Source organism: Pseudomonas sp. A-R-19, assembly GCF_019956575.1.
Classification (GTDB): domain Bacteria; phylum Pseudomonadota; class Gammaproteobacteria; order Pseudomonadales; family Pseudomonadaceae; genus Aquipseudomonas.
The window spans coordinates 198,631-214,025 of record NZ_JAHBDR010000071.1 but is presented as its reverse complement, the minus strand read 5'-3'; the positions used below and the strand labels follow the sequence as shown (position 1 = coordinate 214,025).

At 61.5% G+C, this 15,395-nt stretch carries 14 protein-coding genes; 4 read left to right on the top strand and 10 right to left on the bottom strand.

The genetic code is table 11. The features are described 5' to 3' along the window. Positions 1–23 precede the first annotated feature (23 nt). Genes KGA88_RS20965 through KGA88_RS20950 form a run of 4 tightly spaced genes read right to left on the bottom strand, consistent with a single transcriptional unit; the run spans position 24 to position 2,315 of the window. The gene (locus KGA88_RS20965) at positions 24–587 is read right to left on the bottom strand and encodes a DUF4136 domain-containing protein (RefSeq protein WP_223594047.1); all 564 of its coding nucleotides are present in this window, start codon (positions 585–587) and stop codon (positions 24–26) included. Between the two features lie 55 nt (positions 588–642). Next, positions 643–1,251, bottom strand: a complete 609-nt coding sequence (locus KGA88_RS20960) for a DUF4136 domain-containing protein (RefSeq protein ID WP_223594045.1) — start codon at positions 1,249–1,251, stop codon at positions 643–645. A gap of 12 nt (positions 1,252–1,263) precedes the next feature. Beyond that, complete coding sequence (locus KGA88_RS20955) at positions 1,264–2,013, bottom strand: methyltransferase domain-containing protein (RefSeq protein ID WP_223594042.1); 750 nt, start codon at positions 2,011–2,013, stop codon at positions 1,264–1,266. Beyond that, a complete protein-coding gene (locus KGA88_RS20950; protein WP_007971343.1) occupies positions 2,013–2,315 on the bottom strand; it encodes a MazG-like family protein in 303 nt (100 codons plus the stop codon). The genes KGA88_RS20955 and KGA88_RS20950 overlap by 1 nt, the downstream gene beginning before the upstream one ends. 173 nt (positions 2,316–2,488) lie before the next feature. Here KGA88_RS20950 and KGA88_RS20945 point away from each other — a divergent pair, with 173 nt between their 5' ends. Beyond that, positions 2,489–2,782, top strand: a complete 294-nt coding sequence (locus KGA88_RS20945) for a hypothetical protein (protein WP_110659980.1) — start codon at positions 2,489–2,491, stop codon at positions 2,780–2,782. 194 nt (positions 2,783–2,976) lie between these two features. Next, positions 2,977–4,326: an MATE family efflux transporter gene (locus KGA88_RS20940; protein WP_110659979.1), complete on the top strand. Its 1,350-nt coding sequence runs from the start codon at positions 2,977–2,979 to the stop codon at positions 4,324–4,326. A 16-nt stretch (positions 4,327–4,342) separates the two neighbouring features. Here KGA88_RS20940 and KGA88_RS20935 read toward each other — a convergent pair whose 3' ends face one another. The 6 genes from KGA88_RS20935 to KGA88_RS20910 all read right to left on the bottom strand — a co-directional run bounded on the left by KGA88_RS20935 (position 4,343) and on the right by KGA88_RS20910 (position 11,124). Then, on the bottom strand, positions 4,343–5,143 hold the full coding sequence (locus KGA88_RS20935; protein ID WP_223594033.1) for a DUF4123 domain-containing protein: 801 nt from the start codon (positions 5,141–5,143) through the stop codon (positions 4,343–4,345). Next, positions 5,140–6,459, bottom strand: coding sequence for a type VI secretion system Vgr family protein (locus tag KGA88_RS20930; protein WP_223594031.1), 1,320 nt, complete (start codon positions 6,457–6,459; stop codon positions 5,140–5,142). The genes KGA88_RS20935 and KGA88_RS20930 overlap by 4 nt, the downstream gene beginning before the upstream one ends. Positions 6,460–6,690: 231 nt before the next feature. After that, on the bottom strand, positions 6,691–8,604 hold the full coding sequence (gene speA, locus KGA88_RS20925) for an arginine decarboxylase (RefSeq protein WP_103397199.1): 1,914 nt from the start codon (positions 8,602–8,604) through the stop codon (positions 6,691–6,693). 218 nt (positions 8,605–8,822) lie between these two features. Beyond that, complete coding sequence (locus KGA88_RS20920; RefSeq protein WP_007991289.1) at positions 8,823–9,194, bottom strand: translation initiation factor Sui1; 372 nt, start codon at positions 9,192–9,194, stop codon at positions 8,823–8,825. A 301-nt stretch (positions 9,195–9,495) separates the two neighbouring features. After that, positions 9,496–10,053 carry an NUDIX hydrolase gene (locus KGA88_RS20915; protein ID WP_110661300.1) on the bottom strand — a complete coding sequence of 186 codons (558 nt, stop codon included), beginning with the start codon at positions 10,051–10,053 and terminating at the stop codon, positions 9,496–9,498. Between the two features lie 3 nt (positions 10,054–10,056). Beyond that, positions 10,057–11,124: a DUF2333 family protein gene (locus KGA88_RS20910; protein ID WP_110661298.1), complete on the bottom strand. Its 1,068-nt coding sequence runs from the start codon at positions 11,122–11,124 to the stop codon at positions 10,057–10,059. Between the two features lie 486 nt (positions 11,125–11,610). On the opposite strand from KGA88_RS20910, the gene gcbA reads away from it, so the two are divergent. Together gcbA and KGA88_RS20900 are read left to right on the top strand one after the other, a co-directional pair. Then, entirely contained in the window at positions 11,611–13,281 is a 1,671-nt protein-coding gene (gcbA, locus tag KGA88_RS20905) for a diguanylate cyclase GcbA (protein WP_110661297.1), read from the top strand. A 52-nt stretch (positions 13,282–13,333) separates the two neighbouring features. Then, positions 13,334–15,280, top strand: a complete 1,947-nt coding sequence (locus KGA88_RS20900) for a methyl-accepting chemotaxis protein (protein ID WP_110661296.1) — start codon at positions 13,334–13,336, stop codon at positions 15,278–15,280. The last annotated feature ends 115 nt before the right edge of the window (positions 15,281–15,395 follow it).

Sequence of the window (15,395 nt, the reverse complement as noted above, 5' to 3'; positions counted from 1 at the left end):
GATGATTGTTAGTATTTAGCGGATCAGGTTGAGTGCGGTGGGTAGTTGGCCAATATCCGCGTGACCGTTTCCCAGATGGCATCGCGCCGATCCGTCGGGTTCGGCGTGCGGCTGAGTATCTGCTCGTCACTGCCGCGCCACACCAGCTTGCCGTCCTTGCCATCGAGCAGGTCGATCTGGATGGTCGCTACTTTGTAGCTGACACTGCGGGTTTCGTTATACATGGGGGCGCCATAGTAGCCATACCACGGGTTACCCCAGCCGCCGCCGTAATTGGTGGTCACCTGTTGCTGGCGCTCTTCGACAATCAGGTAGGCCTGTACATTCAAATCGCCCTTGGCGCCTGCGGCAGCCGGGCGCAGACCGCGCTGATCCAGTTGATCGGCAACCGCCTGACGGATGCGCTGTTCGGTCAGGTCGCTCTTGATCCGTGGATCATCGGGACGGTACTGCAGGGCGGGTTCTTTCCAGGTCCAGCTGCGATAGGCAGCAAAATCGCGGCTGGCGTCGAAGTCATGATTGACCTGGTTGGCGGTGCAGGCGCTGAGCAGCACAGCCACTGCCAGTAAAATAAAGCGGCGGAACATGATGGTTCTCCGGTTGAAGGCATGATCCTGTGGAATGCTTCTTATCTACAAGAAGCTAACTAGGAGGATACGCCGACATTGCCTTTTCCACAGCCTCCCGTATCGCATCGGCCCGCTCGCTTTCGCTGCCCCGGTTGCCGGTTTCAGCGCTGGCGCTCCATATCGGCTGACCGCTTTTGGCGTCAAACATGTCCACCTGCACGACCACGACTTGTTCCTGGTAAGTACGGATGACCGGTACGGTGGCGTACCCGCCATATCCAGGGCCGTAGCCGTTGTAGCCACCATAAGCGCCGCCGTAATAGTCGTCCTGAACCTGACGCAAGCGAGTTTCCAGGCGCAGGTCGGCGCTGACAAACAAGTCGGCCGGGCGATTGTCATGCAGCGGGCGCAGGCCGCGTTGATCCAGCGCATTGCTGACCGCTTCGGCAACCTGCGCCGAGTCCGCCCACGCGGTGCCCGGTGGCAGATGGCCGTTGAGCCAGGCCCAACTGCGGTACTTGGCGTAATCACGGGGCGCCGCCGGGTAGGCGCTTCGATCGAAGGTATTGGCAGCCTGTGGCGGCGCCGGGGGCAAAGGATTGGAGGTGGCGACATAGGGGTTGCTGCCCTGACAAGCGGCCAGCCCCAGGCAGAACATCAGTACACCTGAATGACTTTTCATCTTGTGCTCCGATCAGACAGGCCGACAGATCCAGTGCAAGTAACGCCCAAGCCCGGCAAAGGCTGGATGACGGCGGTGGGCCAGTTCCATTTCCAGCAGGTCCACCAGCTCGGCGCGGGCCTGGAATTCCACCGGCATGTAATCGTGAAAAACCCGCACGCCACTCTGGGTTTCGACCTGCCACAGACCTTCAAGTTGCGCCGCCAGTTCGCGCGGATCAAGGGGCTGCTGCGGGGTCAGGCTCTGCTTCTCACCGGCCATGTCGTTCTTGCGCATCTTGCGGAAATGGCCCTTGAGCAAGTTGCGATAAATCAGCGCGTCGCGGTTGTAGAACGCCAGGGACAGCCAGCCATCCGCCTTGGTCAGTTGATGCAGCACCGGCAAAATGGCGTGGGGTTCGGCCAGCCATTCCAACACTGCGTGGCACAGCACCAGGTCGTAGGGTTCCGTGAGCTGGCCGAGCAGCTCCTGCCAGGGCGCCTGAATGAACGTGGCGCTCTGCCCGGCTTCGGCAAAGCGCTGGCGGGCGCCTTCGAGCATTGGCTCGGCAGGTTCGGCGAGGGTCACCTGATGGCCGCGCTGAGCCAGCCACAGCGACATGTGGCCAAGGCCGGCGCCGATGTCCAGCACGCGCAGCGGCCGGTCGGGCAAGGTTTCGGCCAGATCGGCCTGCAACACCGCCAGGCGGATCGCACCTTTGGCACCGCCGTAGATTTTTTCGGCGAAACGGGTCGCCAGTTGATCGAAATGACGGTCGCTCATCAGCTGAACCTCCGTTCGCTGTCCGCCAGCTTGCTGCGCACCACGGCCTCCATGTCCAGGCCCAGCTCACTGCACAACAGCAACAGATAAAGCACAATGTCACCGACTTCCTGCCCGGCGTGGGCGAGTTTGTCCGCTGGCAACTGGCGTGACTGGTCTTCGGTCAGCCACTGGAAAATCTCCACCAGCTCGGACATTTCCACGCTCGCGGCCATGGCCAGGTTTTTCGGGCTGTGAAATTGCCGCCAGTCATTGCGGTCACGAATGGCGTGCAGGCGTTCGGTCAGTTCAACAAGGTTCATCGGGCTCTCCTGAAGGCGTATAGCTTCGGGGGGATGACCGAGGATGGCAAGTGACAACGGTTGAGTGCCCTGTAGGTTTTTTGTGGGAACGGTGCAACCCTCTATGCTTGTGGGAACTCGACAGCATGATCGACAGCCCAAGACTCGATTCTCTTTAATCAGGACGCCACTCCATGCAGGTAGAAGGTTTTTCCGAATGGCTCGGCCAGGTACTCGGCTCGATCATCCGCTTTATCGTTGATGGCCTCAGTGGGCTGTTCAATCTGTTGAGCAACGCCAGCAGCAATTTTGTCGAAGGCCTGTCCCAGGCGCTGGGCATGGATACCTCGGTCGTCAGCATCGTGACCTTGATCCTCGGGCTGATACTGCTGTGGTCGGCGATCCGCGCATTTCTCAATGCGTCGTTCATCATGGGGATCATCTGGTTGATGCTGGGGCTTTGGTTGCTCAGCTGGATCATTCACTGACACCACCCCACACACTGTGGCGAGGGAGCTTGCTCCCGTTCGGCTGCGAAGCAGTCGTAAAGTCAGCCCACGCGGTTGCATGAAAAAATGCTGGGGCCGCTCCGCGACCCAACGGGAGCAAGCTCCGTCGCCACAATTGATCGCAGCAGGTTATTGATGTGTCGCTACAATGCCCGCTCCCCCAAGGAGCCTGCATGTCCAACCTGACCGCCGACTGGCGCGACCGCCCGACCCATCGCCGGGTCTGGGCGCTCGCCGCGCCGATGATTCTCTCGAACATTTCCGTACCGCTGGTGGCGCTGGTCGACAGCACCGTCATCGGTCACCTGCCCCACGCCCATCAACTCGGCGCTGTCGCGGTCGGGGCCAGCCTGTATACCTTCCTCGCCTGGGCCATGGGTTTTCTGCGCATGGGCTCCACCGGGTTCGCCGCCCAGGCGGCGGGACGCGGGGATGGTGCGGCGTTGCGGCAGATTCTGTTGCAAGGCCTGTTGCTCGCCCTCGGCCTGGCCGTGGTGTTAGGTGCGGTGGGCGTGCCTTTGAGCGGGGTGGCGCTGCACTTCATGCAACCGTCGGCGGAGCTCGATCAACTGACCCGCGAGTTTTTTCACACCCGCCTGTTTGGCCTGCCGGCGGCGCTGGCCAGTTATGCGCTGGTCGGCTGGTTCCTCGGGACCCAGAATGCACGAGCGCCGCTGGCGATTTTGCTGAGCACCAACCTGGTCAACATTGCCCTGAACCTGTGGTTCGTCCTCGGCCTGGAATGGGGCGTGGTGGGTGCTGCCCGGGCCTCGGTGATTGCCGAGTGGACGGGGGCACTGATCGGCTTGCTGATGACCCGCAAAGCCCTGCGCGCCTATCCCGGGCATATTGCCTGGGCAGCATTGGCCCTGTGGCAGAGTTGGCGGCCATTGCTGACGGTCAACCGCGACATCTTCATCCGCAGCCTGGCGCTGCAATCGGTGTTCTTCCTGATCACGGTGCAAGGCGCACGGCTGGGCGACGCCACGGTCGCGGCCAATGCCCTGCTGCTCAACGGGTTACTGCTGACCGCCCACGCCCTCGATGGCCTGGCCCACGCCGTCGAAGCCCTGTGCGGGCATGCGCTTGGCGCCCGCGACCGCGATGCCCTGCGCCGTTCATTGGTGGTGGCTGGCGGCTGGTCGCTGCTGGCGAGTCTGGGTTTTGCCGCGCTGTTTCTGCTCGCCGGGCACTTGTTCATAGAGATGCAAACCGACATTCAAAGCGTGCGCGACACCGCGTTCATCTACCTGCCCTACCTCGCCGTGCTGCCGCTGATTGCCGTCTGGAGTTACCTGCTCGACGGCCTGTTCATCGGCGCCACCCGGGCCAGGGAAATGCGCAACGGCATGCTGCTGACCGTGGTGCTGGTGCTGCCCTTCGGCTGGGCACTGCAGGGGTGGGGCAACCATGGCCTGTGGCTGACCTTTCTGTTGTTCATGCTCCTGCGCAGCCTGACCCTCGGCATGATCGCCTGGCGCCTGCGCCGTAACGATGGCTGGTTCGCTGGCAGCACTCACTGAACGGACTGTTTCGACCTCACGGCCAGGGTCGGTCGTTCTGCCACAGGCTTCGCAGGCTATCGAGGCGTTCCTGTTGAGTCCGTCCCGACAGCGGCTGCACGGGGACCGCGTCGGGATACTGCAGGCGAAGCCATATCCAGCCATCAAGTACCGGGCGTTCGCTGAAACCCAGCGCCAGTCCCTCCTGCACATGGGTCCACAGGCGGGAAAAATCGGCACCGGTGGATTGGCTCCAGCGCCAGGCATGTTGCTCAAGCAGGCAGGTCTGCAGTTTTTCCTGTTGTCCGGCGCTCAGGCTCTCCTCGACTGCCAGCGGCCTGACCGCCAGTCCCGGGTTGGACAAGCGCTGCCAGCCCTCACACCCCATCGCGCGGTCGGCCCAACTGCCGCCGAACCAGCGTAACTGGTGGATAGGCCCTAGCCAGCGACTCAGTTCAACGGCATCGCAGGCATCGAAAAAATAGCTGGCGGTGATCGGGTTGTAGTAACTCAAAAGGGCCCGGTGCAGGCCAAGCGTAACCGTGAGCATGCGCCGCAAATGCGCCAGTAACGACGCAGTGCTGGCCTCGCTGACCATCAGCAGTCCGGGCCAGCGTTGTCCGTCGACGATGCATAAGTCGGCGAGCGCCGGGCAGGTGCGCAGATCGACCAGCACCGGTCCCTGCTCATGCAGAGCATGCCACTGCGTACCTTCGAACAACCCGGACCACCGGGCTCGCGCAAACATCTGCCGAAGTGTGGCCCCCGCCTGCGGCGTGCCCGGCACATCCAGCAACAGCCACTGCGGGGGTGCCTCGGGCGTGCATGTGACGATCATGCTCCAGAGCTCTGGCCAAACTGTGTCGCCAGACGACAGGTGCACAACGCCTGCGCGCAATGGTTGAAGCTGCCACCGCCGGGCAGCAGGCACAGCATCAGTAACGGCTCCGCCGACCGTAACCATTGCTCCAGGCCAGCGTCATTCGTGCAGATGGGCTGGGGCCCGGCAGCGCCTGTCACCTCGACCGGTGCCGGGGCATGCAGCACCCCGGATATCTGCGGCTGGTCGGGATCGCCTTCGACAAAACTCACGACCAGCTCGGTTCCTTCGCACAAGGGCGAGAACGTCTCGGCCTGCAACGGTCCGGCCAATGGCAACCAACAGTGACTAGGGGCTGCCCCTTCGCCCTGATAAAGCCAGTCGAACTGCACCGGTACCGGTCTTGTCGGGTCGGGACCCGGTTCATCGACCTCGACGACCCACGCCCGTTGCAGGCTATGCATCTGTGGCTTGACCACCGCACGGGGCGGCTCGAAGGGTGCCGGCCACTGCACGGCGCGGACCTGATTGTGGTAAGGCGTCGCCGTATCCTGGCTGCCCCAATGCTCAACGTAGGTCAGCAGCCAGAGTCGATTGCAATCGGCAACCGGATGACCGGACAGCGGCATCAGCCGACCGCTGCGCAAGGTCGCCAGGTCTGTCCGGCTTTCAGCACACTGCGCCGCTGTCGCCGTGCAGCGCTGGCGTTCGAGCTGCCGCACCGCTGGCCGATCGCCCTCGTTGCGCAATACCGCCGGTTCGCCGGTTTGAAAATGCTGCTGATCATCGCCAAACACCACACAGTGCCCGCGGGCCCGGTGTTCGAAGTGGTAGTGAAGCCGTTCCTGGGCGCACAGTCGCTGGAGAAATTGCAGGTCTGACTCTCGATATTGCGTGCAAAAATCCCGGGGTGGGTGGTCGCCACTCAGCTCCAGGCGTCGATCCTTGCCGGTAATACCGTGCTCCTTGAGTACCTGATCGAGGATTTGCGGCACTGAACGGGCGCTGAATATTCGTTGGCTGAAGCGCTGGGCCAGGCAAGCCAGTTTTGGCCCCAGGCGCACCTGGCAGAGTCGGGGCCCCGATGCATGATCACGCTGGACGAGTTCATGCAGTTGTCCATGCACATGGCTTCCTGCTGGCCCAAAGTGCAACGAGGCCGGGCGGTACAGCAAACTGGCAAGGTCAAGCAGCGGGTCATCGATCAGCAGTTCCAACTCGAACACGAACGGCTCGCTGATGGCTTCTCTACCGGTAAAGGCCAGAACTTCAAAGGAGTCAGGCAGACCTGCAACATCCAGACGAAAAGACGGTTCGCTGACTGGATTGAACATCGGCGTTTCTCTACAGGAGGGGCGGCCGGGGATTCTCGCTGAGAGACATGGCCGAGTAGAGTGCCGAAATACAAATTAGGAAATAACCTACGCAAAAAGAAGACCAAATGCGTTGGGTCGCCAAGGTGCGGGAAAATTCACCTGGAACAGGTGAATTTCCCTACCAGGTCATCTGAAATTTCCGCGGCAAACGGAAAGTTTTCAGACAACCTGATCAGCCTGGCGCTTACCTCAGGAAGACAGGTAAGACGAACGGGTCAGCCCCAGACGCAAGGCATCGAGGAACTGCGTGCGCTCGGATGCACTGATGCGGGCATTGGCGCACTTGTCGCGGTAGTGAGTCATCAACTCCTCCGGCGACAAGTGCACGTAACGCAGCATGTCTTCGATGGTGTCGTGGGTTTCGATACCGGCGTGATACACACTGCCATCGGCGTTCTGGTAGATGTTCACCGAGTCGGTGTCACCGAACAGGTTGTGCATGTCACCAAGAATCTCCTGGTAGGCACCGACCAGGAACACACCCAGCAAGTAGTCTTCGCCTTCGTTCAGCGCGTGCACCGGCAAACTGGTTTCGATGCTCTGCTCGTCGACGTACTGGTTGATCTTGCCGTCGGAGTCACAGGTCAGGTCCTGCAGTACCGCACGACGCAGCGGCTCTTCGTCGAGGCGGTGCAGCGGGATGATCGGCAGGACCTGATCGATGGCCCAGGTGTCCGGCAAGCTCTGGAACACCGAGAAGTTGCAGATGTATTTGTCCGCCAGCTTGTCGTTGAGCTCGTCCAGCACCTGACGGTGGGAACGCTGGCGCGCCTTCAGCGAGTTGTGCAGGCGACGGCACACGGCGAAGTAGCATTGCTCGGCCAGGGCTTTCTCGGCCAGGGTCAGCTTGCCGTCGGCGTACTGGGCGGCGACATCGCTCATGTAGTGCGTGGCGCGCCAGTAGGTTTCGGTGACCATTTCGATGTCGGTCGGGCCCAGTAGGTCCACCAGCCACTGTACGGTTTCCGGCAGCGCTTCCTTGTTCTCGATCTGCGGCACGTCGTCGTTGTGTTTCTCGACGTCGGTCACCTGGATCACCAGCATGGCGTGGTGCGCGGTCAGGGAGCGGCCGCTTTCGGAGAAGATGTTCGGGTGCGGCAGGCTCTGCGCATCGCAGAATTCCTTGAGCATCCCGACCACGACGCCGGCGTAATCGTCCATGTCGTAGTTGATCGAACTGGCGTTACGCGAGTGCGTACCGTCGTAGTCCACGCCCAGGCCACCGCCGACGTCGATGTGGTCCACCGGCAGGCCAAGGTTGCGCAACTCGCCGTAGTAACGAATCGCTTCCTTGAAACCGTGCTGGTAGTCCGCCAGGTTGGCGATCTGCGAACCCATGTGGAAGTGCAGCAGGCGGATGCCCTGGTCCAGGCCCGCCGCGCGGAAACGCTCGACCACCGACAGCAGTTGCGCCGCCGACAGGCCGAACTTGGATTTTTCGCCGCCGGTGTCCGCCCACTTGGACGAGGCCAGGGACGACAGGCGCACGCGCAGGCCGACCTGAGGCTTGACCTTGAGCGAGGCTGCTTCTTCGATCACCAGGCCGACTTCGGATTCTTTCTCGATCACGATGAACACGTTGTGGCCGAGCTTCTGGCCCATCAGTGCCAGGCGAATGAACTCGCGGTCCTTGTATCCGTTGCAGACGATGGTGCCGCCCTTCGGCGCCAATGCCAGCACCGCCAGCAGCTCAGGCTTGGAACCGGCTTCCAGGCCGATGGAAACGTTCTGGGTGGCGATGATGTTTTCGATCACCGCTTCCTGCTGGTTCACCTTGATCGGATACAGCGCGGTGTACTTGCTCTGGTATTCCAGGCGTTCGATGTTGGCGTCGAATGCGCCCGTCAGCTGACGCACACGGTCTTGCAGGATGTCCGGGAAACGGACCAGCAACGGCAAGGACAGGCCGCTTTTACGCAGCTGGTCGACTTGCTCGAACAGGTCGATAGGCGAGCTGCTCGGACCGTTCGGACGAACTTCGACGCGACCGGCGTCATTGATCGCGAAATACCCGGCCCCCCAATGGCGAATCCCGTAAACACTGCGGCTGTCCGCAACTGTCCATTGGCTGCCATCGTCTTTGCGTGTGCGTCGTACGGACATCGAAGTCCCCTATAAAGAAGTCATAGTGCGTCGCCTGGGTTCAGGCCGGCGCAGTCTAAAGAATGAAAATGACGGTTCGTCAACGAGGCAATAGACCCCGCCGACCGCAGTGAGTTTAGAAACCGGTCATGAACAGGCTCTGTGAAAACCATGTGGACGACACCAGGCCTGAATGCCATCAGGACCGGATCAGCCGAGGGTGGTTTTCACAGAGGCTGCTAGCCGCCGGACTTCTTCGCTTTGAAACCGAGCTTGATCAGTTCTGCCAAGAGTAGCTCGACATGATCGCCCTGGATTTCGATGACACCGTCTTTCAGCGCCCCACCGGTCCCACAGCGTTTCTTCAACGTCGTGGCCAGTTCCTTGAGCGCGTCTTCAGCCAATGGCACGCCGGTGATGGTGGTCACCGTCTTGCCGCCACGGCCCTTGCTTTCGCGACGCACGCGCGCGATGCCGTCGCCGGCCGGGATAACGGTCTGTTTGCAGATGCAGGCGTCCACCGGTTTACTGCATTCCGGACAATGACGACCTGCGTCGGTGGAAAATACCAGGCCGCCCAAGGCGGCGAAGGATGCGGCTTTTTTGGCCACCGGCAATCCTCTTCGGAGGACAAAGACTGGTCGCAGCACTTGGGAAGGCTATCGACCGCGAAGCCCCACTCAGGCAGGGGCAGCGCTACTGAAACGGTACAACCCTAACTTGTAGGAGCTGGCTTGCCAGCGATGGACGTCAACGATAACGCGTGGCATCAGGCTACACGTGTCGCACTCTCGTTCTTCGCGAGCAAGCTCGCTCCTACAACAGCAACAACCAGCAATACCGGTTCAGTTTGAAAAGGTCGCGCAGTGTAACGGCAAAAACGCCGATTGCTAAGAGCCAATCGGCGCCAATTTATAGCTGTTTTGCGACGTCGATCCCGCGTGAGCGCAAATAGCGCTTCAACGCGGCCAGAGAGTCCGGACAGTAAGGCTTTTGCTCGATTTCCAGCATGACTTGATCGATGGGGATAAAGCGCGCTTCGAGCACCTCTTCCGGTTGCAGGGTCAACGGGCCGTCCCACACCGCCGAGAACGCCGAACACCACAGGCGATTACCGGTGTCCTCGAAGAAAAAGTGGTCATGGGCAGTCAGTTCCACGCCACTCACGCCCAGTTCTTCCTCCAGCTCCCTTGCCGCCGACTCAGCGTAAGTTTCACTGGCGAGCACCATGCCCCCCGCCGCCACATCCCAGTAACCGGGATAGATCGCCTTGCTCAGGGTGCGCCGGTGCACGCACAGCTCGCCAGCGGAGTTGAACAACATGATGTAGGTGCCGCGCCCGATCAGCCCGCGCTCGCGTAAATCGGAACGGACCAGGGCGCCGAGCAGGTTGTCCTGCTCGTCGACCCAGGCAATTTGTTCGGCATCGGAGGCCGCACGGTGCGCGGCTTCCCTGGTGTTATCAACCATGACTCAGCCCTGATTGAGCAGTTGACGCAAATCGATCACCGCGGCGTTGGCCCGGGAAATGTAGTTGGCCATGACCAGCGAGTGGTTGGCCAGTACGCCGAAGCCACTGCCGTTGAGGATCATCGGGCTCCAAACCGGTTCCTGCGACGCTTCCAGTTCACGAATGATCTGGCGCACGCTGACCGTGGCGTTCTTCTTGGCCAGTACATCGGCGAAGTCGACTTCGATGGCGCGCAGCAAGTGCGACAAGGCCCAGGCCTGACCCCGAGCTTCGTAGAACACGTTGTCGATCTGCAGCCATGGCGTTTCGACGATCTCTTCATCGACTTGCGGCGCCACACCCGGCGTCACCACTTCGGTCTTCAGCGCAGTGTTGAGCTTGACCCGGCCGACACTGGCCGACAGCCGTTGTGACAGCGAGCCCAGACGGGTACCGACATCACCCAGCCAGTTGTTCAGGTTGTCGGCGCGGGCATAGAACAGCGCGCTCTTCTGGTTCGGATCGGACAGGCGTGCCTGATAGCGGCTCAGGGAATTGATGCCTTCCTGGTACTCGGACTCACTGGACGGCAGCACCCAGCTCTTGTTGTCGAAGTTGAAACGCGGTTCGGCCTTGGCCAGGTCGGCGTCTTCGGCGGACTGCGACTGCGAACGGGCGAAGTCTTTACGCAGTGCACGGCTCAGGTCGCGAACCTGCACCAGCACGCCATATTCCCAGCTCGGCATGTTGTCCATCCACAGGCCTGGCGGGAACCGGTCGTTGGAAATATAGCCACCCGGCTTGGTCAGCAAGGTACCGGCGACAGTCTTGAGGGTTTCCACCGTGGTGTAACCGACGACCATCTGTTTGCCTTCTTTCTCGGCCGCCATCTGCGCGGTTTGCTGGACCGGGAACAGTGCCGGCTCCTGGCTCCAGTACCAGCCCAGGACACTCGCCACCAACAGGTAGATGCCCAGCAGAGTGGCCAGCGCCCGGCTGAACAACAGACCGCCCAGATAACTGCGGGCCTCCGACTTCGGTTCAGCGGCACGTTCAGGCGCACTGCCTGTGCGGTTCTTCCAGTCCAGCATGGCGATATCCTTTCAATCTCTTGAGTTCAACGGTTCGACCACAACCATACAACAACGTGCCTTGGCCCGGCACCCGCCATCGCACCGATGGGGAAAATTACCGGGTTTACGGATAAACAGTGTTCCCGCCCATACGATGACACTGCGGCCCTCGAAAACCACCTAATGGTTTGGATTGCGCCTCTAAGGGAATCCCCGACCCTCGCAAACCCGAAAAAACCAACCGATCAGAACTGACAAAAAACTCAGGCGCAGCCCAAAGCCAGTCACTCGTCATTGGCCACCCCACACCTGCCAAGTGCCCTGATCAAGGCACTTCGCCCTCCGCACACCGCGACCCAAAAGGCTAGAACCAGACCGCACGGTCACAAACTGAATGAGGCTACATTGCAGATTATTGACGCACAGCACTCATGTAACGGAAAAGTGGTGCTAGCATAGAGCCACCAGTCGACCTCAGTGTGCACCCTAACTAGTAGTCAGGATATGACCGAGCCAGAAGACCCCAGCCGCGAGCGCCTCAAGCACCACTTTGCCCAGCGGGTAATTCATCAGGCTCGTCAGATTCTTGAGATATGGCAGCGCCTGCAACGCAGTGAGTGGTCCACCGCCGACCTTTCGGAACTGAGCGAGGCCAATCTGCGCCTGCTGCGTTTCGCCGAGCGCTTCGAGCAACCGGAACACACGCAACTGGCGCGCCATATCGGTCAATCCCTGGAGGCGGTCGACGCCAATCGCGGACGCCTTAGCAGCGGCCTGATCACCGATCTCAATCGTTTGATGCAGCGCCTGTCGCGCACCGGCCTGCGCCATGGCGACCAACTCGATCAAACCTTCCTGCCGCCACTGCGCAAGCCCATCTATGTAGTGTTGCAGGATCACGACCGTGCCGAGCGCCTGGCCAAACAACTGGAGTTCTTCGGCCTCAGTGCCCAGTCCCTGGACAGCGTAGTCGCGTTTCGCTCATCGATGGTCGAGCGTTTACCGGCGGCGATTGTCATGGACGTGGATTTCAGCGGCCCCGGCGTCGGCCTGAAACTGGCCGCCGAAGCCCAGGAAGGCCTCGACCATCAACTGCCGCTGCTGTTCTTCAGCCTGCACGAAACCGACACCCCGACCCGCCTCGCCGCCGTGCGTGCCGGCGGCCAGGAGTTCCTCACCGGCACCCTCGAAGCGTCGAGCCTGCTGGAGAAGATCGAAGTCCTGACCTGCGTGGCCCAGTACGAACCTTATAAAGTGCTGATCATCGACGACTCCCGCGCCCAGGCCCTGCACACCGAGCGCCTGCTCAACAGCGCCGGGATCGTCACCCGCACGTTGATCGAGCCGATCCAGGCCATGGCTGAGTTGGCGGATTTCCAGCCGGACCTGATCATCCTCGACATGTACATGCCGGCCTGCACCGGTACGGAATTGGCCAAGGTAATCCGCCACAACGACCGTTACGTCAGCGTGCCGATCATTTACCTGTCGGCCGAAGACGACCTGGACAAGCAACTTGACGCCATGAGCGAAGGCGGCGATGACTTCCTGACCAAACCGATCAAGCCCCGGCACCTGATCACCACCGTGCGCAACCGCGCCGCCAGGGCTCGCAACCTCAAGGCGCGGATGGTTCGCGACAGCCTCACCGGGTTGTACAACCACACGCATATCCTGCAATTGCTCGAAGACTGCTCGTTCCGCGCCCGTCGCGAAAGCAAGCCGCTGAGCTTTGCCATGCTCGACATCGACCACTTCAAACGGGTCAACGACAGCCACGGCCACCCCATGGGCGACCGGGTGATCAAGAGCCTGGCGCTGTTTCTCAAGCAACGCCTGCGCAAAACCGACTTCATCGGTCGCTACGGTGGCGAGGAGTTCGCCATCGTCATGCCGGACACCGATATCGAAGCGGCCTATAACGTGCTCGATGAAATCCGCCAACGTTTTGCCGAGATTCACTACCCCGCGCAACCCCAGGACCTGTGGTGCACCTTCAGCGCCGGGGTGGTGGAGTTATGCGAAAGCTCCGACAGCCTGATGATGGCCAGCCTGGCCGATGAAGCGCTGTATCGCGCCAAGGGTGGCGGACGCAATCGCGTACAAGCGGCGCGCACATCAAAGCAAAGTGCCACTTTTTTATCGGATTCGACCGATACAGTCATAACCCTGTAACAGAAACGCAATAACTTCAGGCACTTACCATTTCTGCCGTTGGTAGTCCGTAATGCGCCTGAAGCTGCTGACCAATCTCAATACCCTCCTTCTGGTGGCCGTGTGCGTCGCCCTCGGCGCTACGCTGTGGTGGTCGCAGAAGGCCCTTGAGCGTCCGTATCTATTAATGGAGCGCTACCTGGGCCTGTCGCAGCAGTTTCAGAATGAAGTCGCGCGCAGCGTCGAGGATTACCTCGGCAGCGGCGATGCACTGCGCCTGAGCAGTGCCGCCCAAGGCATCGACAGCCTGCAAAAACAACTCGGCGAATTGCCACCGGCCCTGGCCGAGACCTTGCGTCCCAGCCTGTCGACCCTCGAAGAATTCAGCAAAACCGACCTGTTGGCTGCCGGCAAACTGGCCGGCGACCCACAGGCCTTGCTGCTGCAAGCCGAACGGGAACTGGGCGCCAGCCTCGATCAACTCAGCCAGTACGCCAGCGGTAATGCGGCCTACCTGACACCGCTGCTCACCGCGTCGCAGCACCTGGGTAAATTGTCCCTGGCCCGGGACAAACTGGTCAGCAGCGGCCGCAGTGAACTGGCCGCCGACGTTGAGCGCGAAGTGGCCAGCATCCGCACCCAGGCCGAAAAACTCGACGCCCTGCCATTGTTGGGCGTGACCACCAGCAGTGAGTCGAACACTGACGATTTCGCCTCGATGATGGGCCTTGAGAACAAGGAAAAAACCGTTGCCGAAGATGCCGGCGTCGGCCTCAAGCGCGAGCTCAACAGCCTGCTCACCCGCTACCCGGCCGAGCTCGCGCGCACCCGCGATCAAATCCAGAAACGCGCCGACCTCAGCAGCGCGACTCACTTGAAAATCGCCGACGTGCAACAGGCCATTGCCGGGCTGGAACCGGTTGTACGCGCCCAGCACGGGCAGATCCAGGGTGAAGTGCGGCTGATGCAAGGCGTGATGATCGGCCTGATTCTGCTGATCGCACTGCTGATCGACACCCTGCAGCGCAAACTCGCCCGGACCCTGACCAATCTCGCCCCGGCCCTGTCGACCTGGGCCGAAGGCGACTTCAGCCGCGACATTCAACTGGGCAACACCAACCGCGAATTGCATGACATCGAAGCCTCGCTCAACCGCTTGCGCGCTTATCTGGTGGACCTGGTGGGGACCATTCGCGTCAATGCCGAGCAAGTGGCCGGCAGCAGCCGCACCCTGGCCGACCTGAGCAACGACTTGCACAGCGGCGCCGAGCACCAGGCCGGCGACACGGCACTGATCCGTGACTCCCTCAGCGAACTGGAAGCGACCATTCAACAAGTCGCCGGCGATGCCAGCCAGGCCGCCGACGCCAGTCGCCACGCCGGCCTGGCGGTGGAGCACGGGCAGAAAGTCATCGGCCTGAGCCTCACCGGCCTGCATGCGCTGGTGGACGAAGTGCAAGGCAATGCACAAATGATCGAACACCTGGCCGAAGAGTCCGCGACCATCGGCGGCGTGTTGACGGTGATCCGCTCGATTGCCGACCAGACCAACCTGCTGGCCCTGAACGCCGCCATCGAAGCGGCCCGCGCCGGGGAAATGGGGCGCGGCTTTGCCGTGGTGGCGGAAGAGGTGCGCTCATTGGCGCAACGGACCGCCGGGGCCACGGCAGAAATCCAGACGCTGATCGCCGGGCTGCAGACCGCCGCGCGGCAATCGGTGGAAGGCATGCGCGCCCAGGTCGAACACGCCGAAGCCACGGCCAACCAGGCCCAAGCCGCCGATGGCGCGCTGGATAAAATCGTCGGGGCGATCCAGACCATTTCCGACACGGCGGTACGCATTGCCGATGTCACCGCCCAGCAGAGCGGCGCTGTCAGCGAGATTCGTGACCATAGCGAACGGATTCACCAGTTGGGTGGGGATAACCTGCTGCGTATCGGCGAAGGGCGCGAGCAAGGGGAGAATTTGCTGGTGCTGGGTGGACGATTGCACACGGCCGTTCAGGCGTTCCGCGTCTGATAGACCCTTGTGGCGAGGGGGCTTGCCCCCGTTCGGTCGCGTAGCGACCGCAATGTCAAACCACACGCTCAGACAGGAATCACGGTGTCGCTTGTTTTGGGCCCGCTACGCGGTC